The 24,572-nt window shown below is 45.4% G+C and carries 20 protein-coding genes; 11 read left to right on the top strand and 9 right to left on the bottom strand.

What is annotated here, in order from left to right; translation table 11 throughout:
* On the bottom strand, positions 1 to 197 hold a 197-nt coding region (locus RIG27_RS23235), incomplete at its 3' end, for a hypothetical protein (protein WP_446349123.1).
* Positions 198 to 1,015: 818 nt separating this feature from the next.
* Here RIG27_RS23235 and rpoD point away from each other — a divergent pair.
* Positions 1,016 to 2,155, top strand: coding sequence for an RNA polymerase sigma factor RpoD (gene rpoD / locus RIG27_RS23230; protein ID WP_446349121.1), 1,140 nt, complete (start codon positions 1,016 to 1,018; stop codon positions 2,153 to 2,155).
* Positions 2,156 to 2,226: 71 nt separating this feature from the next.
* Here the strand turns inward: rpoD and RIG27_RS23225 are convergent, their stop codons facing one another.
* A complete protein-coding gene (locus tag RIG27_RS23225; protein WP_446342352.1) occupies positions 2,227 to 2,379 on the bottom strand; it encodes a chlorophyll a/b-binding protein in 153 nt (50 codons plus the stop codon).
* A complete protein-coding gene (locus RIG27_RS23220; RefSeq protein WP_446349119.1) occupies positions 2,376 to 2,516 on the bottom strand; it encodes a hypothetical protein in 141 nt (46 codons plus the stop codon). The genes RIG27_RS23225 and RIG27_RS23220 overlap by 4 nt, the downstream gene beginning before the upstream one ends.
* A 168-nt stretch (positions 2,517 to 2,684) precedes the next feature.
* On the opposite strand from RIG27_RS23220, the gene RIG27_RS23215 reads away from it, so the two are divergent.
* The 8 genes from RIG27_RS23215 (at position 2,685) to RIG27_RS23180 (ending at position 11,718) form a co-directional block, all read left to right on the top strand.
* Positions 2,685 to 5,951 (top strand): glycoside hydrolase family 15 protein, encoded by a 3,267-nt coding sequence (locus RIG27_RS23215; RefSeq protein ID WP_446349117.1) that lies wholly within the window; start codon positions 2,685 to 2,687, stop codon positions 5,949 to 5,951.
* Positions 5,952 to 6,188: 237 nt separating this feature from the next.
* Positions 6,189 to 6,641, top strand: coding sequence for a DUF6932 family protein (locus tag RIG27_RS23210; RefSeq protein ID WP_446349116.1), 453 nt, complete (start codon positions 6,189 to 6,191; stop codon positions 6,639 to 6,641).
* Positions 6,638 to 7,102 carry a helix-turn-helix domain-containing protein gene (locus tag RIG27_RS23205; protein ID WP_446349114.1) on the top strand — a complete coding sequence of 155 codons (465 nt, stop codon included), beginning with the start codon at positions 6,638 to 6,640 and terminating at the stop codon, positions 7,100 to 7,102. The genes RIG27_RS23210 and RIG27_RS23205 overlap by 4 nt, the downstream gene beginning before the upstream one ends.
* A 200-nt stretch (positions 7,103 to 7,302) precedes the next feature.
* Entirely contained in the window at positions 7,303 to 7,974 is a 672-nt protein-coding gene (locus RIG27_RS23200) for a response regulator (RefSeq protein ID WP_446349112.1), read from the top strand.
* Positions 7,975 to 8,063: 89 nt separating this feature from the next.
* Positions 8,064 to 10,037, top strand: coding sequence for a CHASE2 domain-containing protein (locus RIG27_RS23195; protein WP_446349110.1), 1,974 nt, complete (start codon positions 8,064 to 8,066; stop codon positions 10,035 to 10,037).
* A 72-nt stretch (positions 10,038 to 10,109) separates the two neighbouring features.
* Entirely contained in the window at positions 10,110 to 10,904 is a 795-nt protein-coding gene (locus tag RIG27_RS23190; protein ID WP_446349108.1) for a DUF928 domain-containing protein, read from the top strand.
* A 63-nt stretch (positions 10,905 to 10,967) separates the two neighbouring features.
* Positions 10,968 to 11,222, top strand: a complete 255-nt coding sequence (locus RIG27_RS23185) for a UPF0175 family protein (protein ID WP_446349106.1) — start codon at positions 10,968 to 10,970, stop codon at positions 11,220 to 11,222.
* Positions 11,215 to 11,718: a DUF3368 domain-containing protein gene (locus RIG27_RS23180; protein ID WP_446349104.1), complete on the top strand. Its 504-nt coding sequence runs from the start codon at positions 11,215 to 11,217 to the stop codon at positions 11,716 to 11,718. The genes RIG27_RS23185 and RIG27_RS23180 overlap by 8 nt, the downstream gene beginning before the upstream one ends.
* A 29-nt stretch (positions 11,719 to 11,747) precedes the next feature.
* On the opposite strand, the gene RIG27_RS23175 is transcribed toward RIG27_RS23180, so the two are convergent.
* Positions 11,748 to 11,891 carry a hypothetical protein gene (locus tag RIG27_RS23175; RefSeq protein WP_446349102.1) on the bottom strand — a complete coding sequence of 48 codons (144 nt, stop codon included), beginning with the start codon at positions 11,889 to 11,891 and terminating at the stop codon, positions 11,748 to 11,750.
* A gap of 21 nt (positions 11,892 to 11,912) precedes the next feature.
* Positions 11,913 to 14,525 (bottom strand): CHAT domain-containing protein, encoded by a 2,613-nt coding sequence (locus RIG27_RS23170; RefSeq protein WP_446349100.1) that lies wholly within the window; start codon positions 14,523 to 14,525, stop codon positions 11,913 to 11,915.
* A gap of 477 nt (positions 14,526 to 15,002) precedes the next feature.
* Between RIG27_RS23170 and RIG27_RS23165 the strand changes: the two genes are divergently transcribed.
* Positions 15,003 to 20,435, top strand: a complete 5,433-nt coding sequence (locus tag RIG27_RS23165) for a two-partner secretion domain-containing protein (protein ID WP_446349098.1) — start codon at positions 15,003 to 15,005, stop codon at positions 20,433 to 20,435.
* Positions 20,436 to 20,613: 178 nt separating this feature from the next.
* Here RIG27_RS23165 and RIG27_RS23160 read toward each other — a convergent pair whose 3' ends face one another.
* Positions 20,614 to 21,336, bottom strand: a complete 723-nt coding sequence (locus RIG27_RS23160; RefSeq protein ID WP_446349096.1) for a THxN family PEP-CTERM protein — start codon at positions 21,334 to 21,336, stop codon at positions 20,614 to 20,616.
* Between the two features lie 704 nt (positions 21,337 to 22,040).
* On the opposite strand from RIG27_RS23160, the gene RIG27_RS23155 reads away from it, so the two are divergent.
* On the top strand, positions 22,041 to 22,631 hold the full coding sequence (locus tag RIG27_RS23155; RefSeq protein WP_446342500.1) for a Uma2 family endonuclease: 591 nt from the start codon (positions 22,041 to 22,043) through the stop codon (positions 22,629 to 22,631).
* A 50-nt stretch (positions 22,632 to 22,681) separates the two neighbouring features.
* Here the strand turns inward: RIG27_RS23155 and RIG27_RS23150 are convergent, their stop codons facing one another.
* The 3 genes from RIG27_RS23150 to RIG27_RS23140 all read right to left on the bottom strand — a co-directional run bounded on the left by RIG27_RS23150 (position 22,682) and on the right by RIG27_RS23140 (position 24,372).
* A complete protein-coding gene (locus RIG27_RS23150) occupies positions 22,682 to 22,993 on the bottom strand; it encodes a nucleotidyltransferase family protein (protein WP_446349094.1) in 312 nt (103 codons plus the stop codon).
* Positions 22,994 to 23,055: 62 nt separating this feature from the next.
* Positions 23,056 to 23,199, bottom strand: a complete 144-nt coding sequence (locus RIG27_RS23145) for a hypothetical protein (RefSeq protein ID WP_446349092.1) — start codon at positions 23,197 to 23,199, stop codon at positions 23,056 to 23,058.
* A gap of 381 nt (positions 23,200 to 23,580) precedes the next feature.
* Positions 23,581 to 24,372, bottom strand: a complete 792-nt coding sequence (locus RIG27_RS23140) for a PEP-CTERM sorting domain-containing protein (RefSeq protein WP_446349090.1) — start codon at positions 24,370 to 24,372, stop codon at positions 23,581 to 23,583.
* Between the last annotated feature and the right edge of the window lie 200 nt (positions 24,373 to 24,572).

The raw sequence follows: 24,572 nt of genomic DNA, 5'->3' as shown, positions 1-24,572 counted from the left end.
GGTGAGCCTGTCGAACCACTGCCTGGTTGGTGAGCCTGTCGAACCACTGCCTGGTTGGTGAGCCTGTCGAACCACTGCCTGGTTGGTGAGCCTGTCGAACCACTGCCTGGTTGGTGAGCCTGTCGAACCACTGCCTTATCTCCATCTCCGACTGCCAGTTTACACAAGATGACACAAGCGTTACGTATTGTAACCATCTCGGCTAATTTTATTCAGATTTTAAACACAACTACTCCTATTGTGTGCTAAAACAAATGTTTTACACACCATCGAGCCTTCGTGACTTATGCATTACCTCTACCCTCAAAAAATTTGTTGCATGTACGCTGAACTTCGCTAACGTAGTCAAAGAAGAAGAATCCTCTTAAAACAGAACATTTGTACTAAAACAGGGTGTTTCATGAACTCTAGAGAAACTAAGGCTCTTGAAGTGTCAGCTAACTTCATTAAAATGGCTGATCACATTTCAGCGATTTGTCGGGGACGAACCAGTCGAGTCCCAGATTAAATTAAAGAAGGATTGACAGAACCGAGAGACATCAAGCAAACGGATTCAGTTTCGATGGCTTTCCCCAGCGTAATAGTAAAGCTTACGACTCTATTCGCGTACTTCCATCAAGTTAGACTTAGTCCCTCAATTCATCTAGGCATGCAAATCGAGGAAAGACAATCTATAATGGTTTCATTCTTTAGGCAAATATTCATTTCGATTTCGCACAAAAGCTCTTAACCGCTGAAGATTCTCAGCCAATCTAAGTTGCCCAAAAGCGCGAACAAGTTTTTTGAATTAAAGCTAGAATTGAAAAGTCTCAACAGCCGCCAGGATGAAAAATTACTTTACCCGGCATTCATATCCCTATTGAGTTAAGAGGAATAAATTTCATCTGAGTTTCTCAGGCTCAACAATTCAATAACCGATTAGAATGCAAAAGTAAGATGAAATCGCTGGCTAAACTTTTAAGTAGATTATTAGACATCTACTGGTCTTTAACTGAAGGAGCATGAGGAAAAAGGCATGACCCAGGCACACGACGTACTTGCAACAATTTCTCAGCCTCAAAGCGAGTTTGAATTCTTGCTGGAGGATGACGCCACTCAAAATGATATGGCGGACGTGAACTCGGAAGCCGTTCAACGCGAACCGGAGGAAGATGGTAAGCCTGGTAAGGTGCGTTCTACCCGCCGTCGCACACAAGCGAAAAAGAAGCACTATACCGAAGATTCCATTCGCCTCTACTTACAAGAAATTGGTCGAATTCGGCTATTACGGGCTGATGAAGAAATTGAACTGGCGCGTAAAATTGCTGACTTATTGGAATTAGAACGGATTCGCGATCGCTTGTATGATCAGCTCGAGCGAGAACCGAAGGAAGGAGAATGGGCTAGTTCAGTCAACATGGAACTTCCCGCCTTTCGCCAACGCCTTTTCCTGGGTCGGCGGGCAAAAGAGAAAATGGTGCAGTCTAACCTGCGTCTCGTTGTGTCCATTGCCAAGAAATACATGAATCGGGGTCTGTCGTTTCAAGACCTGATTCAAGAAGGGTCTTTAGGACTGATCCGGGCGGCGGAAAAGTTCGACCACGAGAAAGGATACAAATTCTCCACCTACGCGACATGGTGGATTCGACAAGCCATCACTCGTGCGATCGCGGATCAATCCCGTACCATTCGCCTCCCCGTTCACCTCTACGAAACCATCTCCCGGATCAAAAAGACCACCAAAATCCTCTCTCAAGAATTGGGTCGCAAACCCACCGAAGAAGAAATTGCCGATCGCATGGAAATGACCATCGAGAAGCTGCGATTTATTGCCAAATCTGCCCAACTTCCCATCTCCCTGGAAACACCAATTGGTAAAGAAGAAGACTCTCGCCTGGGTGACTTCATCGAAGCCGATGGTGAAACGCCAGAAGACCAAGTATCCAAAAATCTGCTGCGGGAAGACTTAGAAAGTGTCCTGGATACCTTAAGTCCCCGCGAACGAGACGTTCTTCGGTTGCGCTATGGGTTAGATGATGGACGGATGAAAACCCTAGAAGAAATCGGTCAAATCTTTGCCGTGACCCGCGAACGCATTCGCCAAATCGAGGCAAAAGCCCTGCGTAAACTGCGCCATCCCAATCGCAACAGCATTCTCAAGGAATATATCCGCTAGGACTAGGACAATACCAGAAAGCTGGGGTTCATCGGATTGAACACCCAGCTATTACTTTCCCCATTGCCGTATTACAGAAGTCCCCAGAAATGTAACACGCCTTGACCGGAAACATATTCCGTAATCAACGCGGCAACAAAACCAATCATCGCTAAACGACCATTCCAATTCTCAGCGTTCGCCGTGAACCCAAATTTCGCTTCTTTTTGCTGTTGCTCGTTCATAAGTTCGTTGTTTTAATTGCATTATGTAAATTAATGTAACGAATTGTTGCCAAAACGACAAGAATTGGGTCAAGGTGACGGAAAGATAGGTGAGTAAGTAGGTGGACACAATAAAAGCTAACGGTGGAGGTCGTCATTCGTCATTCGTCATTTGTAGAGGTTTGAGGACTATTTACAAAACTTAGAGAGCGTGCCGTTTTCTTTGGTCTGACTACTTATTATCTCCGGAATGCTAAGAAAAATTACTCATTCGCTTTAACGAACGACCCCGGAAAAATAAATTTTATATCAAGTTTGATTAAGGGATGTCTATCACCGCCACTCAACTGCCCGCTCGACTCAACGATTATTACCAGCAGATTCGGATTATTCTCGATCGCCAAAATCCAATTACCGGATTATTACCCGCCAGTACAGCCGTCAATGCCCATGGTGACTACACCGATGCCTGGGTTAGGGATAACGTTTACAGCATTTTGGCAGTTTGGGGATTAGCCTTAGCGTACCGCAAACTTGACGCTGATAGTGGGCGCACCTTTGAACTGGAACAAAGTGTGGTCAAACTCATGCGGGGACTGCTGTTTTGTATGATGCGGCAAGCCGCCAAAGTGGAACGGTTCAAAGACAACCAATCTCTGCTGGATGCCCTACACGCCAAGTATAATACCAGCACCGGAGATGTAGTCGTGGGGGATGATGAGTGGGGTCATTTGCAGCTTGATGCCACCTCCCTATTCCTGTTAATGCTGGCTCAGATGACCGGATCAGGGTTACACATTGTTTACACCATTGCTGAAGTGCATTTCATCCAGAATCTGGTGTATTACATTGGTCGTACCTATCGAACACCCGATTACGGCATTTGGGAACGGGGAAATAAAGTTAATCGCGGCAATCCGGAACTTAACGCCAGTTCCGTTGGCATGGCAAAAGCCGCATTAGAGGCGATTAACGGGCTAGATTTATTTGGTGTGCGGGGATCTCAAGCCTCCGTCATTCATGTTCTACCCGATGAAATTGCGCGATCGCGGATTACGTTAGAATCCCTATTACCACGGGAATCGAGTTCAAAAGAAACTGATGCGGCATTGTTAAGTGTAATCGGGTTCCCGGCATTTGCCATCGAAGACGTGGAACTGCTGGATAGAACTCGTCAAAAGATTGTCGATAAACTACAAGGACTCTACGGGTGTAAGCGGTTCCTGCGAGATGGACATCAAACAGTACTCGAAGATACCACCCGCTTGCATTATGAACCCTGGGAACTGCAACAATTTGAACATATTGAATGCGAGTGGCCCCTATTTTTTACCTACTTAGCCCTAGATGGCTGGTTTCGGGGAGACGTTGAACGGGCGCGGAATTATCTGGGGCGTTTGGATACATTGCTGGTTGAGCGAGATGGGATGCGCTTATTACCGGAAGTGTATTACGTGCCCGAAGACAAAATTGAAGCGGAACGTAAGTCTCCTCATTCCCAAAATCGCAAACCGAATGAAAATTTGCCCCTCGTCTGGGCGCAGAGTTTATATCTGTTTGCCCAACTCCTTCATGAGGGATTAATTAAGCGGGGAGATGTTGACCCCTTAGGGCGTCATTTTTGCGTCGGGCGTCACCAAGATCCGGTGGTACAAATTGCGCTATTGGCAGAGGATGAAGCATTACAGGCGCAACTGGCTGCCTATGGGATTGCCACCCAGACGCCCAAACAAGTTGATCCGGTGCAAGTGCGTCAAGCGACGGATCTATCCCGATTGTATGCCCAAATTGGACGGTGTGACGCCTTAGGATTAACCGGACGCCCGATTCGACGCCTGCGAAGTTTGACCACATCTCGTATTTTTCGCTTCGGGAAAGAAACGATTGTATTTTTGCCGGCGTTTTTAGACCAGCAACAGTTTTATTTAACCCTGGATTATCATTTCCTGGTGGCTCAAATTAAAAGTGAACTGACGTATATTCAACGCCATTGGGGTGAGTTGGGACGTCCAACGGTGACGCTGCTGTTAACTCATCAGATGGTGCAGACGGCAGAAGAAACCAGTCATCCGGGACAAGAGCAACTTCAGGGTTCCGCTTTACTCGAATTAATCCAAGAATTGCAGGAAGGATTCTGTAATGGGGTGCGGGTCAAGTTAGGGCGTTTAAATCAGTTAATGCTCACAGCAGGCGTTGAACGCATTGATACGCTGCAAGGGTTTGAGTTTAGCGACTCTGCGGTTCAAGATTCAGCACCGCCTGAGTATTACCTGAGGAATCATCCGCGAAAAAATGGTCCGTTAAGTCATACGCAGGAATTCTTGCTGGAATGCGAAACGAATCTCCAACCCTTGCTGGATAGTTTGCGGCATTCAGAAAATTTTTATGAGCAAATTGAATTATTACGCACTCTGAAAAACTTGCGGGGGCTGGATTTTGATACAGGATTTGGTCAACCTCAACGAGTGGTGACGGTGGCGGATTTGCTGAATGAAGTGTATACCAGAGCCAGTAGTGAAGGAGCATCGCCTTACTGGGGTGTGATTCGTCAAGCGGCGGGGTTACTGAATAAAGTCGAAATTAGTTTGTCCGATGCGGTAACGGATATTTTGGTGCGCGGGAAACAGATTACTGTTGGGAAAGCTTACAGTGAGGCTTCTCTAATTAAAAACCCAATGTCTCATCTGGAACTCCGGGCAAAGATTGACGAATTTTGCCGAGAAGATATTCGCGATCGCGTTTTAACTCAGGAAATCCTGATTTACTTGAGTATTCTGATTAAATCCGAACCGCATCTGGTTGATGGCTTGCTCACACTGCGGGTTGGGTATTTAATTCTACTGTTGACGAGTGAATTAGCGGCTGAATTAGGCGTGACGCAAGATGAAGCGTATGAAGCATTGATGCGCTTAAGTCCCTTTGACATCAAAATGCGCTTGCGTTCCTGTTTAGCCGGATATGAAGGGGTTAACCAAAAGTTACGTCAACAAGAATCCCTGCGTCTTAAACAGCCAAAACAGGTGATTAATTGGGTGATCTTGCCAGAGGAGCGAATCTATATCGACGAAGACATAACCACGGCGGGAAATTGGCTGAGAAAACGGCAAATGGATGGCAGTGCAGGTCGGGTTCCGAAAGATTTTTACCCGAAAGTCTGGCAAGTGATGAAACATTGTAAGGGTTTGGTGATTGGCGATAAATTAGAGCGTCGCAATCGACTGGATAGTCAACCGCTGCTCTCAGAAATGACACCTGGGGAAAAGAATTTTGCTCTGCGGGTTGAGCATTTACTCAATAAAATTCAAGTCCCCACCTATCGACAAGTGAATATTGAGGCACTTGTTGAATTAGCCGCTATACTGGAATGCAATCCAGAGTTGGAAATTGAAGAATACATTGTTCTGGATGTTTTGATTGGTCATGCAGTGCGTTTAGGCTGGTTGGAGCGATATCCAGAACGAGCCGATAAGTATGACGAATATAAGGCAGCCGCTTGGCGTGCTTTTTATGATACGTCACCTAAACAATGTGCGGCTTATGTTGCTAAGGCGTTCCAATTTTTGGCACAAGTCGAACCTGCCAATGTTGTGTGATTTTGTCATTGGTCATTCGTCATTTGTCATTTGTCATTTGTTAGACAAGAGGGAAGGGGAAATAGGGTTAGATAGAATGTAGGGGCGGGTTTCACTATTATCGTTTTTTATCTCACCCAGATGCAACTAAACCCGCCCCGATCAAGGGTTGTGGAGGGGTATGTTTTTTCTTTACTCCAAAATTCTCAGGTTACTTCTAGGTTGCTCGTCTACCGTCAAAGGTGATATAGGTTGAATATGACCATTCCACCGTTTGATGATCAAGGCAACCTGCCTCCAGGGATTCATTTTTGTACCTGGGATGAATTTATTGCCCGATTTGACACCACAGCGAAGCGATCGCGACTGATAGAAGGACTTAAAAAGGCGATGGAGCATTTTAGAGCCGCAGGCTGTCGAACCATCTATATTAATGGTAGTTTCGTCACGGATAAGCTGAACCCGAATGACTTTGATGCTTGCTGGGATGCTGAGGGGGTTGATATCGATTACCTGAGAATAAATGCCCCTACCTTACTCAATCTTTATGATCAACGGGCAGCTCAAAAATCTAAATATAGAGGAGAATTTTTTCCATCTGAGTTGCTAGCAGATGATACAGGTCTAACATTTTTAGAACTTTTCCAGTTTGATAAAAGAAAAAACCGCAAAGGAATAATCGCTATAGATTTGCTGAGGTGGGAACCATGATTTTAAATGATTTAGAGTATCAAGTAACTCAAGAGCGTATTCAGGGATTTGAACGGGCGTTAGCACTGTTAAATGCCCCGGATAATGAATTGAAGAACACTAATCCTATTATGTGGCAACTTAATGTCGATGGAGTCCAAAGTCTGATCGATGACTTTACCGCCCAGATGCAGGAGTATGAAGCTCTAATTAATCGCAATGAGAGCGAACCAATCATTTTTGAAATCGGTTCTCTTGCTCAGCTTCCCCGCATTTTGATTCAAGCCCGTATTGCGGCTAAAATTAGCCAAAAAAAACTTGCTCAACGGCTGGGAATTGAAGAGAGTCTGCTTCAGCGATATGAAGATAGAGAGTATGAATCAGCAACGCTGACACAATTATTAGAAATTAGTGGAGTTTTGGGAATTTCACTTCAACCAAAAACGATGGTTAGGGTGGTTGCACCGTTGAAGACGGCATAAATTAATCTGCTCAAACGCTTACGCAGCAATGGTTTATGCTTCTATTCTAAATCGGGATGGGGGGAACTTCAGGTTAAAGTTAATGGTAGAGATCGTCATTCGTCATTTGTAATAGTTTTAGGGGTGTTAATATAACTTGATGGGGTTGAGTTTATTTCCACCAACTTACTTATTTTTTATGAGAGTTACAGGAAACTACGATGAGTAAAGATTCATCAGAGCCAACACCGCTGAAAATTATTATCGTAGATGATCATGGATTAATTTTGGAGAAAACCAGTGAATATCTACAACAGCAATATCCAGAGGCAAAACTTTTCCAGATGACAACGGCAAAAATGACTCTGGAACAAGTGGCAAGGGTTCAACCTGATTTAGTCGCCATAGATCTTTCCATCCCGGAAACAGATGGGGAGGTAGCCCGTGTTGATACAGGCATCCAACTGCTGCGAACCTTGATGGAAAACTATCCGACTCTGAATATTTTTGTGCAAAGCAGTTACATTAAGGCACTCGTGCGAATTAAACCAGATATTGATCGTCATCAGGGTGGTTTTACTTTAGCGGATAAAGCTCTTTTCAGTCAAGATATGTTAAACCGGATTGAATTGGCACTACAGGGAATTACCCATACCAAAGACCTGAAGTTGCCACCTGGAGAATTCAAATCTGAGTGGCTACAGGTTATTGATCTAGCCTTTCAGGAAGGATTGCAAGATAAAACCGTTGCCGAAAAAATGGAGGTATCTGAACGAACGGTGCGTCACTATTGGACTAAAATCCAAGATGTTCTGAATGTTTATCCGGAACCGGGTAAAAATATGCGAATTCAAACGGAAAGACGCGCTAGAGAGGAAGGGTTTATCGATTGATGGATGTCATTGGTCATTGGTCATTGGTCATTGGTCATACCAAATCCGGCATACATAACCCTGTTATGTCCAGATTGTAGAGACGTTTCATGCAACATCTCTACATAAATCCAGGAAAACGGGAGAAGTCAAGGAAGCAACAGTTGCGGCAATATTTTTGGCAGAAAATAAGAGCAGAACTGGTGATATGGAGGAGCGGATCGCTACCAGGACTGGTAATTCTGATATTGGTGATTGTCGCTCGCCTCAGTGGTTGGCTGCAAGTTTTAGAATGGATGACTCTTGATGCTTTGCTGCGTTGGCGTCCCCAGGAATCCATTGATAAACGGATTTTGATTATTGGGATTAATGATGAGGATATTCGCCAAGTCGGGACTTATCCTATCCCGGATCAAGAGATAGCCAAATTATTAAGAACACTACAGAGTTACAATCCTAGAGCCATCGGTATTGATATTATTAGAGATATCCCGGTTGAACCGGGTCATGGTGAATTGGTTGCCGCATTTAGGGATATTAAAACTCTAATTGCCATTGACAAAGCATTATTTCCGCCCATTGCTGCACCACCCACATTACCCTCTGAACAGGTGGGTTTTGCTGATGTTATTCATGATACAGATGGTCGGGTGAGACGCAGTCTTTTGGGAACGCCAACATCCCTAGGATACCGATTTTCCTTGCCATTGCGATTAGCCCAAATGTATTTAGCGGCGGATGGTATTTCCCTGGAAAATGGCACTCGTGATCCTGATGCAATGCGGTTTGGTGGAACTGAACTTCCTCGCTTTTTACCTAATTCTGGAGGTTATGTTGATGCTGATGCGGGTGGGGTTCAGGTTCTGCTGAATTTTCGCAATAGTCGAGAGGGATTTCGCACCCTATCTTTGGATGATATCAACCAGGGAAATTTTCGGGCAAGTTGGATTCGCGATCGCGTTGTTTTAATTGGGATTATTTCCCCGGGTGTGAATGATGTTGTGAATACGACAGCCTTGGCTGATTTACAACCCTCTGGACGGATTTATGGGGTAGAATTTCAAGCTCATACGGTTAGTCAAATTATTAGTGCGGTTCTAGATAGACGCCCCCTGTTGAATGTTTGGTCCGATAGATGGGAATATCTTTGGATTATCAGTTGGGGTGTCTTGGCTTTGAGTTTGGGGCGGCTGACTCAATCGTCGTTGCAGAATCTTGGCTCTGTTAGTTTGGCTAGCTTAATTCTTATTGCTATGAGTTATGGGTTTATTCTTTTGGGTTGGTGGATTCCTGTTGCTCCCGTTTTGTTAGTTTTGGTGTTCAATGGGATGGGAGTTAGTGCTTTTGCTTTCTATAAATATGACCGGGCGTTGAAGTCTCAACTTGAAGTCCGCCAACGCACGATTGAGCAAACCTTTAATCGGATTCATAATCAACCGATGCAAACCTTAGCTTATGTGATTAAGCAGGTGCAAGACGAAGACTTAACTTCCGAAATGGTAGTAGTGAAACTTCAACAGGTTAAGCAGGAAATTTGGGAGGTTTGTGAGTATCTTAAGCGGGAAGCATTGATTCAAGATAAGTTGAATCAAACTAAAACATTACAACTGAGTAATGATTTAATCCTTGACCTAGAATTGCCGATAAATGAACTTTTTTATACCGTTAGTCGGCATACTCTGGAGCGAGACTTGCCGGAATTTAAAACCCTTAAGATTAAGGTTTTAGAGTTTGCGGCGATTGTAGAGGAGGACTTGAATTTTGAGCAAAAGCGAGGACTCTGTGAATTTATAGAAGAAGGATTGTGCAATGTGGGTAAACACGCCGTCGGGGTGACTCGCCTTAAGGTTATTGGTAAAATTAAAGACGGGTGGTACAGTCTCAGTATTCAAGATAATGGGGCAGGTATTCGCTCATCCCCTGAAGGACATGGAAGCAAGCAGTGTAGACGTTTAGCGAAACAGTTGGCGGGTGAGTTTAAGCGAGAGTCTATTTCTGGTCAAGGAACGTTGTGTGAACTGACTTGGCGTTTGGTAAGGAGGAAATTAGACCTAAGATATTGGCTAAAAAGGTTTAATGGATAAAATTTTCATGGGTAGAGAATGGTACACTATATCAGTGGAGATGAGTGAGATATAGCCCGGAGGGAACGAACCGTGAAATATTCCTGTTATCCATTTTTAGTCCAATCCTTTAATCGTCAATTATTAAGAATTTGTCTTTTAAGTTTATCCCTAGTTGTGACGCCGACAGCTTTAGCTGAATACGTGCCACCTCCAGATCAGAAACCACCCAGTGATTATACAACTTCATCGGGTCCAAGGGGCGGATGCGAAGGTGACGGAATACCCCTAACTGCCCTTGCCCCTAAAACTCATGTGGGGGCAACCCTGTCTACCCATCCCACCTTGGCTTGGTTTGTCCCTGACTCGACAATTAAACCGATGGAATTTAGACTCTATGAGTATGATGCTCAGGGTAAACCTAAACCTGTGGGTCAACCAATTCAGTTAGAGAGTTCACCAGGAATTATGATGTTATCCCTGGCAAGGGAGCAGTTAGAATTAACGGTGGGGAAGACCTATCTTTGGCAAGTGACGATTCTTTGTGATTCGGATAACGATTCCAGCGATTTAATTGCTAGGGCAGATATGCAAGTGGTGCAGATGCCATTAGCTTTGGAGGAGAAACTTGCTCAGGTTAAACCCGGTTTGGCGACGGTTGAACTCTATGCCTCGGCAGGGTTTTGGTATGATGCTATGGGTGAGGCATTACAGCTTGCTCCTCCCTGGCAATTAGGAGAAGATGCTGTATCTCTGTTGAGAGATCTGGTGAATTTTGCACCCAACCAAACCCGTCGAGAATTCTATAGAGCGGAGTTAGAATTGATTGAGAATACGATGTTAATTCTTCGGGCAGACAAAAATTGCTGTATTACGCCCAAGGATTGAAAATCAAAATTCCTTAATAAAAAGGCATGAAACCCTTTACATAACTCCTAGTCAAAAAACATAATGTCACACCAACTCACAATCACCTACCCAGAAACCTTTCCCGATGCCCTGCAACAAACCAGAGAACAGTTTGAACAAGAGGCAAAATGGGCAATGGCTGTCAAACTTTTTGAAATGAAACGCCTATCATCTGGCATGGCAGCCGCATTAATCGGCATGGATAGAATTTCATTCTTGTTAACCTTAGATCGTTATGGTGTGCCGATGATTGACCTAACTGAAGAAGAACTATTATCGGATTTAGAAAATGCCTGAAACTGAGAGGATTGTGATCAATGCTGCACCCCTAATCGCCCTTGTCGCCGCTTTAGGGGATTTAACTGTATTGCAATCTCTCTACACTCAGGTATTGGTTCCCCTTGAAGTCTGTCAAGAAATCCTAGCAGGTGGTTCTAGCGGGTTTGCCGTAGCCGAATTCCAAGCAGCAACCTGGCTGCAAAAACAGCAAACACTCCTGAGGATTTCCCCCCTTCTCCTGAATTCCCTTGATAGAGGCGAAGCCGCCGTCATTCAGTTAGCCATGAATGAAAACATCCAAACTGTCTGTATTGACGAAATAGCAGGTAGACGAATCGCCAGATTAAGTGGACTTTCGCTGACAGGTTCCATTGGCATTTTACTCCGTGCCAAGCGGGAAGGCTACCCTATTTCAATTCAGCAAGCGATATCTAAAATGCTCAACCGAGGTATCCGATTAAGTCCAACTGTGATTAATTTTGCCCTAAAACAATCTGGGGAAAGTCATTTATAGCAACCGCCATAGCGGTTAGGACACATCATTTATGTTCCTTTCCGTTGCATTATAGTTTCTACAATGGTGCCGAAAGTCCTAATCGATGTGTCTACTGCTATAATCATTGGTTGAAACAGGACAAATGACAAATGACAAATGACGAATGACGAATGACTAATGACGAATGACAAATGACAAATGACAAATGAACATTATCGCCAGTTACCGATGAGAATAAAGGGTGCCCAGTATGCGGGGTGGGCATATTGGTTGTTGATTTCTGGACTGTTTTCTGCTTGAATTAGTTTTAGTTGTGCTAGGCTCAAGGCTTGGGCTTTACTCATGCCAGGGTTAGACCAATTGTGGTAAAAGTCAGTGACGAGGGTTTTGGTGGAGGCATCGGGAATAAACCAGAGAGAGGCTAAGGCAGTTTTAGCGCCAGCTTGAACGGCGATACCTGCTAAACCTAAGGTGGCACGCTCATCGCCAACGGCTGTCTGACAAGCGGTGAGGGCAAGTAGATCGACTGAATCAGAACCCTGACTCACCTGACGAATCGTGGTTTCTAAGTCTTTAAGCGTCAGCTTATTATTATTACCGGTGACTAAGAATGTATCTTCGGGTACAGCACTAAACTGTCCATGAGTAGCAATATGGAGAATCGGATAAACAGTTTGGCTGAGTTCGGCTTGTAAGCGATCGCGCGTAAAATCATCGTCTAAGAGGGTTTTGCTGCCGGGAAATAAGCTCTCAAGTTGCTGGAGTTCCGATTTAACGTTAGTGAGGGCGGGAAAGGTTTGTCCGTTTACTGTGGCTTTTGCCGTTAATCCCAGGGCTAAAACTTGAAGGGATTCATCGGTTAAGTGTTGAGGTGCAGTGAGGGTTAAACTGGGGGTTGTGGCAATGGCGTAGGTTTCCACTAAGAAGCTTTCCCCATTATGTAGGGCAGCCATGGGAATGCTGCGTAAGATCCCATCTGAGATGAAAACTAGGGTGTTTATCCCAGCGGCGTCTAAATCGGTAATAAAGGGGCGAATTATCCAATTGTACAGGTTTTGAGCAGGTTTGGGGTCGTAAATCAGATCCCGTCGTCTTTCCAATCCTCGGCGAAATTCATTGACGGTTTCTCTTAGGGTTTGACTATCGATATTAATCCATTTGAGTTGGGTTGGGGCGTTGGGTAGGGTGAGCAGGATCGCGGTATGATTGTTGAAGATAATTGAACGGAAAATAGCGGTATCGTCTCCCACCAGTTGCTGCACTGATTCCTGAGAAATTGGTGTTAATAGACAATCATTGCCAAAGTAATTTTGGAGTTCGGCTAGTTTGAGTGCATCTATGGTTTTCAGGGCAGATTCTATTTCTGGTTTAGCGGCAGAAACTGGCAGATGTTCGGCTCGTTCTAACTGTAATTGGGCAAAGTCTCGGTGTAAGGGATTAATCCGATCGCGAAAGTCAAATCGGACATCTGAGTCAGCCATGAGTAGTTCTTGGCGAATATCCGTTAACGTTGCGATCGCACGTTGGTAGGCGGCGATGGCTTGCTCTGGGTTTCCCTGTGCTTGAAACAGGCGGGCGGCTTGCCATTCCCAGAGATAGAGGCTATCTTGGGCGTCTCGGTTTTGATCGGCGGCTAACCGGGCTTTTTGGGTAAATTGTAAGGCTTGGCGATAGTCATTCTGGCATTCGTAGAAATGACCTAATTCCCCCAGGGCAAAAGACTCGGAACGGGAGTCTTCTAGGCGTTGAGCAATGGATACGGCTGATTCGAGTAGGGATTCAGCTTGGGATGGGAGTTGGCGTGGGGAACATTGGTATTTCTTTTGGGTTATGGTAGAAGTCGCTGGTTGGAGATTGGCTAAATCGATCGCCGCATAAACCAGATTACGAGAATCGGGAAGTTGATTGAGTAAATCCAGAGCCTCTTTTAGGGATTGATTGATTTGAGCAGCGTCAAGTTGGGGGGAAATGAGGGGATGGTGAGCCAATTTAATTAAATTAAGTAAGGCTCCCATTTGATTGGGTTGATCCTGTGATCTGCGAGCCAATTCGAGACTTTGCTGAAAATAATCGAAAGCCTGTTGGTAATCATCCAGCGCCTCTTGCCGAAATTGACTTGCCCGTTTCTTAGCACCCCGCTGTTGAGCCGAGTCAGCATAGCGCTCTTGGCGTTGCCCTTTACGGATGTAGGCATTGCCTAAACTGTTCAGCGTTGATGTCTGATAGGCTGGGGGGTTAATCGTTAAGCTAGCCTCTAAATCCGCGATCGCGCCTTGATAATTTCCGGTGAGCAGATGGGCATTTCCTAAACTTCCCAGGGCGGCGGCTTCTCCTTGATTGTCTTCAGTGGTGCGGGCAATATATAGAGCGGTTTCGGGTTGACAGTTTGTGGAGGAAGCCGAGGCTCCGCATAAAAGCGCGATCGCTTTTCGGGGTTGTCCGGTGGTAGTATAAGCTTGAGCCAGTTCAGTCAGGTTCCGCCCCAGATTCTGCCTATCTCCCAGTTGGCGATAATCAGCAATAACCTGTTGCCAAAACTCAATAGCCTGTTCCATTTGCCCCAGTTGTTGATAGGTTCTGGCGAGGTTTTCTCGAATAATGGCGGTATTGGTAAGATTTTGGGTTTCTTGGTAGTATTCTAGGGCAGCTTGCCAAAGTGCGATCGCGCGTTGAAATTCTCCAGCTTGGTAGTGTTCAACTCCCTGTTGCACCCATTGATTCCCTGGCACCGATTCAGCGATTGAGGGCAGATGATTCAGCCACAAGCACAGGAGTAGGCTGGTGAAAAAGCCTAGGGATTTAAGTCTGAATCGGTAGCATTGCATCAGCTGTCACGCTTTTAAATGGCTGGTTGAGACAGACGCACCGAGGGGTTTTGTTTGTAGTGAGAACTTTAGTTCTCGCTCCGCCTAGCTGGAGAGGGCTAAAGCCCTCACTACGAACCGCCAAACGACTACCTATATTGTCAGGCACTTCAATGGTAATTTGCATATTAAATAGCACTTTTTGGCTGTCTGATTCATGACAATTTATTTTAATTATAAATCGGACTTGGGAATGAGACTGTCCATGGAAGGCTGATCACTCACTGATTTTCAGCTTATCCAATTATAGGCTGTCAGGGCTGGAATAGGTTTGCCGTTTTGTGCCATTGACTTGTCAGGTTTAGGAACTTAAGTTGGCAGAAAAGTGCAACCTGTTGTTGTCGGTTTGCCTGTATGCTAGAGATATTCAGGTCAACCGGACTCTCTTTCACCCCTCTCCCCAGGGAGTGGGAGAGGGGCTGGGGGAGAGGGGTCTAAATGCTTGGATCGAGTATCCTGGAGGCTTTGATGAACAGTCCCTTCTTTAAGAATTCCACAGAAATAACACGCTCTTACTCCTCAAAACCCAGGTATTGGCAGTTAGGGTTGGTGAGTTTTTTCACCAGTCTTACTGTCTTAATCAGTCAGGATACTCCCCTGCTCGCCCAGATTACCCCAGATAATACCTTAGAGGCTGAACATTCTGTCGTCACACCCAATGCTCAAGTGCGGGGAAGATTAGCCGATTTGATAGAAGGGGGGGCAATCCGAGAAGCTAACTTGTTCCACAGTTTCCTTGAGTTTAATATTGAAGAGGGACAACGGGTTTATTTTGCCAATCCAGTCGGCATTGAAACGATTTTTAGTCGGGTAACCGGGAATAACCCTTCAGCAATTTTAGGAACATTGGGAGTTAATGGCGAAGCGAATCTATTTTTCCTCAATCCCAATGGGATTATTTTCGGCGCAAAGGCTCAGTTAGATATTCAGGGTTCCTTTGTCGCGAGTACAGCAAATTCTGTAGTATTTGAAGATGGCTCATCATTCAGTGCCACGAATCCAGAAGACTCCTCATTATTAACGATTAGTGTACCCTTGGGGTTGCAGTATGGACAGCCAGCAGCGGTAGTGAATGCAGGGAATTTAGCAGTTGGAGAGGGAGAGAATTTGACCCTGGCGGGGGGTACAGTGGTGAATTCGGGGCAATTATCAGCACCCGGAGGAACAATTAGTCTGGCGGCTGTGCCAAGCCAAGGTTTAATTCATTTGGATTTAACTGGGCAAGTTAGCTCTGTTGATTTACCATTCAATAATGATACAGGTGAGGTTCTATCTGCTGCGTCAGGTTTAGCAACGTTACTGGAAAATGCCGGATTAACTGAAGCCGATATTCCGATTGATTTTAATCTAGGCACTGTGGCAATTTTAGGTTCTGTGGATGCCTCAAATCCTCTGGGTAGTGGCGGTGAAATTAACGTGACAGGGAATCGGATTCAACTGCTCAATGGTGTCATCAATTCCGGCGGCGTTATCGGGGGAGAGATAAATCTCACCAGTACCTTTCTGGAAAATCGGGGAGAGATTCAGGCGGATGGTGAACGGGGCGGTAATCTGAATATTAATGTTACTAATTTTCTCGATACTGGGGTTCTCAGTGCCACAGGAAATGCTGGGGATGGGGGAACGATTCAAGTGGATTATCAGGGCACAGTAATTCAAACCGCTACTGCGTTGACTTCTGTAACCGGGAGTGAAAAAGCGGGGAGGATTCGGTTTCAGGGGGGACAGGTTTTCACCACGTCTGGGAATCTCCAGGCGCAGGGGGAGTTGGGGGGTAAGATTCAGTTATTTGGGGAGAGATTGCAACTGTTGGGGACAACAGTAAATGCCAGTGGGAATCAGGGTGGCGGTGAAATTCTCGTGGGTGGAGACTATCAGGGAAATACAGTAGAGGCACAGAATGCCGACTATACCTTAGTGAATCATGCGACGACGTTACAAGCCGATGGGTTGACGGTTGGGGATGGGGGGAAAGTAATTGTTTGGGCAGATGGGGAGACGGATTTTTATGGGAATTTGACCGCGCGAGGTGGGGCGTTGACGGGGAATGGGGGAGTGTTGGAGGTTTCGGGGAAAGGGAGTTTGGTGTTTGGGGGGTTGGCAGATGCAAGTGCGGCGAATGGGGTGGCGGGGGAGCTATTATTAGACCCGAAGAATATTACCATTGATACAGCGGTTACTGGCAACTCATTTCAATTATTTGACCCCAATCCAGCGGCAGGAAATCAATTTGGGGAGAATACGGCGGTACTGGCAAATAACAACATTGTCGTGAGTTCTCCAAACGATGATTTAATGGCACAGAATGGGGGAGCCGTGTACTTATTCGACTCGAACACTGGGGCGGTGCTTGGAAGTATTTATGGTGATCAGCCTGGGGATAGATTCGGCTCTGGTGAAATAACAGCTTTGAGCAATGATAATTATGTTTTTGCTAATCCAGAGGCAGATATTGAGGCGGTAGGGAATGCTGGGACAGTGATTCTGGCTAATGGCACCACGGGGGCGGAAATTCGCCGGATTTCTGGTACTAACCGAAACGATTTTTTCGGCTCCGGTGAAATAACAGGCTTGAGCAATGGCAATTATGTTTTTGGCAATCCCTTTGCAGATATTGGGGGGATGCTCAATGCTGGGACAGTGATTCTGGCAAATGGCATCACGGGGGCGGAAATTAACCGGATCTCTGGTGCTAACCCAAATGATTTGTTCGGCAACAGGGCAATAACAGGCTTGAGCAATGGTAATTATGTTTTTGCCAATACCTTTGCAGAGATTGACGGGGTAGAGAATGCTGGGACAGTGATTCTGGCAAATGGCATCACGGGGGCGGAAATTAGCCGGATCTCTGGTACTAAGCAAACCGATAATTTCGGCTCTAATGACATAACAGCTTTGAGCAATGGTAATTATGTTTTTGGCAATCAAGAGGCAGAGATTGGGGTGATGCTCGATGCTGGGACAGTGATTCTGGCAAATGGCACCACGGGGGAGGAAATTAGCCGGATCTATGGTATTAACACAAACAATTCGTTCGGCTCTGGTGAAATAACAGCATTGAGCAATGGTAATTATGTTTTTGGCAATCCAGCAGATATTGGGACGGTAGGGGATGCTGGGACAGTAATTCTGGCAAATGGCACCACAGGGGAGGCAATTCGCCGGATCTCTGGTACTAACCCAAACGATTCGTTCGGCTCTGGTGAAATAACAGCATTGAGCAATGGTAATTATGTTTTTGGCAATTCAGGGGCAAATATTCAGGGGGTAGGGGATGCTGGGACAGTGATTCTGGCTGATGGCATCACGGGGGAGGAAATTGACCGTATCTCTGGTACTAACCCAGACGATAGGTTCGGCAATCGTGAAATAACAGCTTTGAGCAATGGTAATTATGTTTTCGGTAATCTATGGGCAGATATTGGGGGGGTACAGAATGCTGGGACAGTAATTCTGGCAAATGGCACCACGGGGACAGAAATTGACCGTATCTCTGGTACTAACCCAGACGATTTTTTCGGCAACGGTGACATAAGAATCTTGAGCGATGGTAATTATGTTTTTGCCAATCCCAACGCAGATATTGGGAGGGTAGTGGATGCTGGGACAGTGATTCTAGCTGATGGCACCACAGGAAAGGAAATTAGCCGGATCTCCGGTACTAACCAAAACGATAGATTCGGCTCTGGTGAAATAACCGCCTTAAGCAATGGGAATTACCTGGTAACTAGCCCCGCCGCCAACAATAATGCCGGACGAGTAGATATCGGCATCGCCAACCCCGCCTCCCTCACCCACAGTTATTTCCCAAACCGCAATATTACCGTCACTCCCGCCACAATTACCCGCATCACCAATACCGGAACCCCTGTCACCCTGCAAGCAAATAACGATATTACCGTTAACCAAGCCATTATTACTAATAATCCGACAGGTAGTCGCGGCGCCTTATCCCTAGAAGCCGGACGCAGTATTCTCCTCAATGCCGATATCATCACCGACAATGGCAACCTATCTCTGTTAGCCAATCAGCCTTTCGCCCCAGGAGTGATTAATTCACAACGAGATCCGGGTGCTGCCAACATCACCATGAAACCGGGGACTACGATTAATACTGGTTTTGGCGATGTCACCCTTGAATTAGACACAGGCGCCGGATTAACCAATAATATCGTTGGTACTATCACTCTGGATAACATTAACGCCGAAACCCTCACCGTTGATTCCGCCGGAGCTATCCTGGGTAACGGTATCCTCACCATCAAAGGCACAGGGATAACTTCCTTAAATGCGGGTAACAGCGATATCATTCTGAATCAAAACAATGATTTTAGAACTCTTAGTATAAACGGAGGTCGAACTGTAATCATTAACGATCGCAATGATATTAATCTCAGCAACTCCTCAGTCTTTGGCAATTTCAATGTCAACGCCAGAGGAGACATTACCAGCCAAGATATATTTAACCCCAGTGGTTCAATCACACTCACCAGCACGAATGGTTCTATCAATACCACCCGAGGTACGCTCCGTACATTTTCCCTTGGGGCTGGCGGTGCGATCGCCCTTTCGGCTCAAGGTAATATTACCCTGGGCAATCTTGACGCTCGTGGGGTAAATGGTGGGGGTAATATTACACTCACCAGTCAAGGGAGAATCGCTTCAGCCAATAGTTTCATCCGTAGTAGTACCATGAGTCCTAGCAGTGATTCAGGTCAAGCTGGGGACATTACGATTCAGGCTGAATCCGTTTCCTTTGCTGACACAATCCTATCCGCTTCTACCTTGGGTTCAGGGAAAGGAGGAACGATTACCATCAATGCCGCTGAATTCGTCGAATTACTCAATGACAGTCTAGTCCTAACCACAACAACAGGGAACGGCGATGCTGGAGACATCGAAATAACCACCACCCAACTGAACATTTTTAACGGTTCACAAATTGGCACAGCAACAACCAATCAAGGAGCCGGGGGAACTATAACCGTCAACGCCTCAGACAGGATCAGAATCGCGGGTACTGCCGCTGATGGAGTACCCAGTGGTTTATTTACCGCCGCCCTTTCCGGCTCAACTGGAGTCGCTGGAGACTTAGCGATCGCAACTCAAACATTATCCCTGGAAAATGGATCACAAATCTCTGCCCGAAGTCAAGGAGAAGGTAACGCTGGCAAAATTGCTCTAACTATTTCCGACACATTCACCGCCACCGATAGCAGTATCCTCACCGCCACAGCTCAATCCGCTGGCGGCGCCATTCATATCACCGCCGCTGATATCCGACTCTGGGGCGACAGCGACATCACCACCAGTGTCTCCAGTGGAGGTGACAACGGTGGGAACATCATGATCACCGCTGACTCCATCCTGGCATTTGCTGATAGCGATATCTTAGCCTTTGCCCGTGATGGCAGAGGCGGCGACATCACATTAAATACTCCCATCTTCTTTGGCTTCGGCTATACCCCTGCCGCCAAAGGCACTGATCCGGCTACCCTAGATCATAACCAGCGGGTCGATATCAATGCCGATGCCGCGATCGATGGCATAATTACCATACCCGACCTCACCTTTATTGAAAATAGCCTCATCGATTTACCCGACAATTTCATCGACACCGATAATCTAATTGCCAATAGCTGCATGGTTCGGGCTGATCAGCAAAATGGCAGATTCATCATCACCGGCGCTGGCAACTTACCCCCGCGCCCCGGTGATCTTACCATATCCCCCTATTCCACAGGCACCGTGCGGATGATTCCCACAGAAAGTACCACTCGCCCCTGGCAAAAAGGCGATCCAATTGTGGAATCCACTGGAGTCTATCGACTCCCTGATGGACGATTGGTGATCAGTCAGGATTGTTCTTAAATGCTCCGATCAACTCGATTGCTTAAGACGCGATGGTGAAGCGCCGCTGCGAAGCACAGATCGCAACAAAATCGTTTTATGTAGAAAAGTTTTGAAATTTTCAGAGTGCAATGAGGCAAACAAAAACCCCAGACAGGCTCTGGAGTTTTTATAAATCTTTTAATCAATGAAATATTGATTAAACATCTTGCTTTGTTTTATTCTTTTTGCGAGAAGACTCTCGTTTTAAAAATGCTCCAAAGCCTAGAGCTGTAGCTGAGCCAAGGATAGTCAGAGGCTCTGGAACTGGCTCTGGCTTCAATTGACCAAACAGCATCGTTTGGTTTGACATACCTTCTTCAGTGATAAACTGAGTTACTTTGGGACCATCAATAGTATCTGAAAAGCCTAAAATCTGTAGCTTAAATGTCTTTCCATTATAGGAAATCGTTTCTTCACCTATAGCGCTGGGAATATCAACGACATCAGGACATACCGTGGAGCCTTGAGGATCACAGGGAGTACTGTTAGGAGTTTCATTGTGAGCGAAATCAAATGTAAAGTCTTGACTCACTTGCCCATCGATATCTAGATTCAATGCCAACGTGACACCTAGGAAGTCGCCTTGTGTAATCGGGAAGTTGTCATGAGTAAATGTGCCAAGTTTGAAGACTTGAAACGTTGTGTCATCTACTTCGACGCCACCGTTGCCATCGAAAACGTATGAACTTTGATTGTTAGATGTGTTAGCCGGATTTCCCCAAGAGATAGTGTTCCCGTTATTCATAACGTCAGCAGCAGTTCCTTGAGGATTTGACCAGGTTCCTGATGTGGTTACAGTGGCAGCATTAGCGACATTAGTATAACCCAACGCCAAGGTAGCAAAGGCAATAGTTCCCAGAGCTTTATTCAGATGTTTCATTGATTTCAAATTATTAGATTCCAGTCATTACTTCCATAATACAAGCCAGGTTTATGTAAGGATATACCATTATCTGCAAATTTAATGGCGTAAATCAACAAGGCACTTGGCAAGATTCGGACAATCAGATTGCAGAAAACTGCAAAGGGTGAAAACTGCACAAAGGGACAACCGATTAAGGTGCATAATTTTCTGAACCATGGCTTAACAAAAATCCCATCCAATAGTCCAGGTCAATCCATAAAGACCAAGCCAAAAGTTGCTGTGTCGTCTCTGGCTTCTTGCTACCTCTTTGAGACGACAGACATATTTTTGTTGCCTTTGACAGCGAGTTTTGTTACCTTTGAAAGAAGCGATAGTAGTCAACTTTTGACTTTTGACTCCTCTCGTAGCGCTATAAGCTGTTCGGCATTTAAACCTTCCTTAATGTCAATAATGGCGAAATCCTTGTACTGCGAGCATCTTGCTCGCTACCCATTCCCAATTAAAATGCATGACAGCTTAGTGGTTAAGGTGCGTTACGCTTCGCTAACGCACCCTACAAATAGAGGCTTTGCGTAAGTCCTACCAATGAAATTATCAAAGCTCAACCCAATGTTTTTGGGCGTCGTCTGAGGCAATGCCAGGATTCTGAAGTCCGGAAGAACCATAATGTTACGATGACCAATGACCAATGACCAATGACCAATGACCAATACTTAAAGATGCTTTCCTCGCCCTTAGTGTTGACCATTCCACCCTCAATTAAACTCAGCGATGACCAGTTTTTTGAACTGTGCCAAATCAACCATGATTTGCGATTAGAACGTAACCTGAAAACCGGAGAAATTTGGATTATGACGCCAGCGGGGGGAGAAACAGGAAATCGCAATTTTTCCCTAATCGTTCAACTTGGTTCATGGGTAAAACAAGATAAAACCGGGATTGGTTTCGACTCTAGCACCGGATTTCAGATTCCAGGAGCAATCAAAGAACCCATGTCACCGGATGCCGCTTGGGTGCGATTAGAACGCTGGAATGCGTTGACGCCGGAACAGCAGCAAAAATTTCCCCCAATTTGCCCGGATTTTGTGGTGGAATTACGCTCTCCCAGTGATACATTGAAATCCTTACAAAAAAAGATGGAGGAGTGGGTGCGTTTGGGCGTACAATTGGGTTGGCTGATTGACCGTACTGGTCGCCAAGTTTATATTTATCGTCAGGATGGTTCTCAGAACTGTTTACAGAATCCGGAAACCCTATCGGGCGAGATGGTGCTTCCAGGTTTTGTATTAGACATGAGTGAAATTTGGTAGGAATTGATAGCTTGCACCTGGTTAATAGATTGTCCAGATTCTTACCTAATTTATAGTTCGATAGCCTCTTGGAATATATTCTCAGCAATGAGTGGACTTAAACCCCGAGTCGTCGTAATGTCTACCTTACTGTTTAAGTAAGACTCTAAATCATTGATCAATCCGCCGGGAAACCAAGCACTCGTGCAGTTTCGATCATAATCAATCAAAAAATCAATATCGCTATCATCGGTTGCTTCCCCTCGTGCTACAGAGCCAAATACCCGAACACTGTGAGCACCATGTTTGGTAAAAATAGCAATTAGTTCATCCCGGCGATCGCGCAAGTCTTCAATGGTTCGGATTGCTGTTGAACAGCCCATATTCATTCCTTATATTGGGGTTCTACCGAGCTTGAGTGCGATTAATTATCATCACATTATCGTTAATAATGTACTCTAGCTTGTTGATAAGGTTGACTACCGCCCGTCACCACACCGGGGACGCGAAAGCGGCGGCACTCCGGCAAGCTACGCGCCTCTCCTGCGGTACGCTTCAACACTACCCTGGTGATCGTAGGGTGGAGCATTGCGATCACCTGTAATATTCTCCTGGCAAGGAATAACGGATCAGTTCTACCAGTCAGTTACTGATCTCAAACTGGGTGTGACACCATTAAGTCCTAGAGGCGATTATGAGAGTAGTAGATGTACCTTTAGGACTAGAGAGAGAGTTACACGAGAGAGTGGCTCTCTTGTTTATTTTCAGATTTTTTGGCGACTAACCTATATAAACTAATGTAACAATAATTTGACTCTAAGCGCAAGGGTTGGGAACACGACACAAGGAAAGAACTGGTGGACTTTTCAAAAAGAGTGATCACCGCTTGGGTTGTTGCCATGAAGCTAAGGCATCCAGACTACCTTGTCTGGATACCCATCAGTCCAATTGTTTTTACACTATTCGACAGTTAGCTTTTCTTTTGCTTTTTAGAAGACTCTTTTTTGAGTAACCCACCAATGCCTAGGGCGGTAGCTGAACCGAGGATGGTGAGTGGTTCAGGCACATTTTCTACTTGCTCTAAACTACCAATGGTTATATCATCCATACCGACACCTTCGTTTTCGTTACCATTGTTAGCGAATGTAAAGGATACGTTAGTAAATACTTCGCTAGGATTGTCAGCAATTACACCATAGTAAACAACTGAACCACTACCTGGTCTGGGGGAGATCGTGTTGGGAACTACTAAATTTTTAGTAGTACCGTTGGAAAAACCAAATTCTAAATTCAGTTGAGTGCCAACCTGATCGCTAAGATCGGTGAGATAGAAGCCAAAAGCAGCAACGGGTTGATCGAGATTAGCGGTAAATCCTCCATCACCAACAACGGTTACGTAGTTTTGGTTTCCAGAAATGGGATAAGCCCCATTTGTTGAGTCATTGGAAGAACCTGTGTTGATAGAACCAGCACCTGACAGAGTAGCAGTACCTGCACCGGGAAAGGTTAAGTTTAAAGGAGGCTTTTGGTTGGCATTAAACCCTTCAAAATCTTCGGTTCCTACACCCTTTAATTTAGAAAGAAAGTCGGCTTCTGCTTGGGAAGAATTTGGGAAACTACTTAAGGGAGTATTCCCATTGCCACCAACATTCAAATCTTCGCCAAAGAAAACTGAAAATGCCTGAGCTGTGGAAATATGAGTTGTGAGAACTAGAGCTGAAGCACCAGCGATAGCAACACTTAATTGATATCTGATTTTCATGACTATTTAAAATCCTTTTTAACAGTTTCTACTCCTTACTCGTAAGAATACAACTAATTTTTATATAATGCATTAACCTTTTCTGCCAATTTGATGGCGTAAATCAACAAGGTTATTGACAGGATTGAGCCAGTCAGATTGCACAAAACTGCACAAAATTGGCTGCATAAACGGGAAACCCTGAGCCATCAAGACTTTCA

The sequence above is a fragment of the Coleofasciculus sp. F4-SAH-05 genome (assembly GCF_040222985.1).
Lineage (GTDB): Bacteria > Cyanobacteriota > Cyanobacteriia > Cyanobacteriales > Coleofasciculaceae > Coleofasciculus > Coleofasciculus chthonoplastes.
The sequence above is the reverse complement of the archived record's forward strand: the minus strand, read 5'-3'. Positions and strand labels throughout refer to the sequence as shown.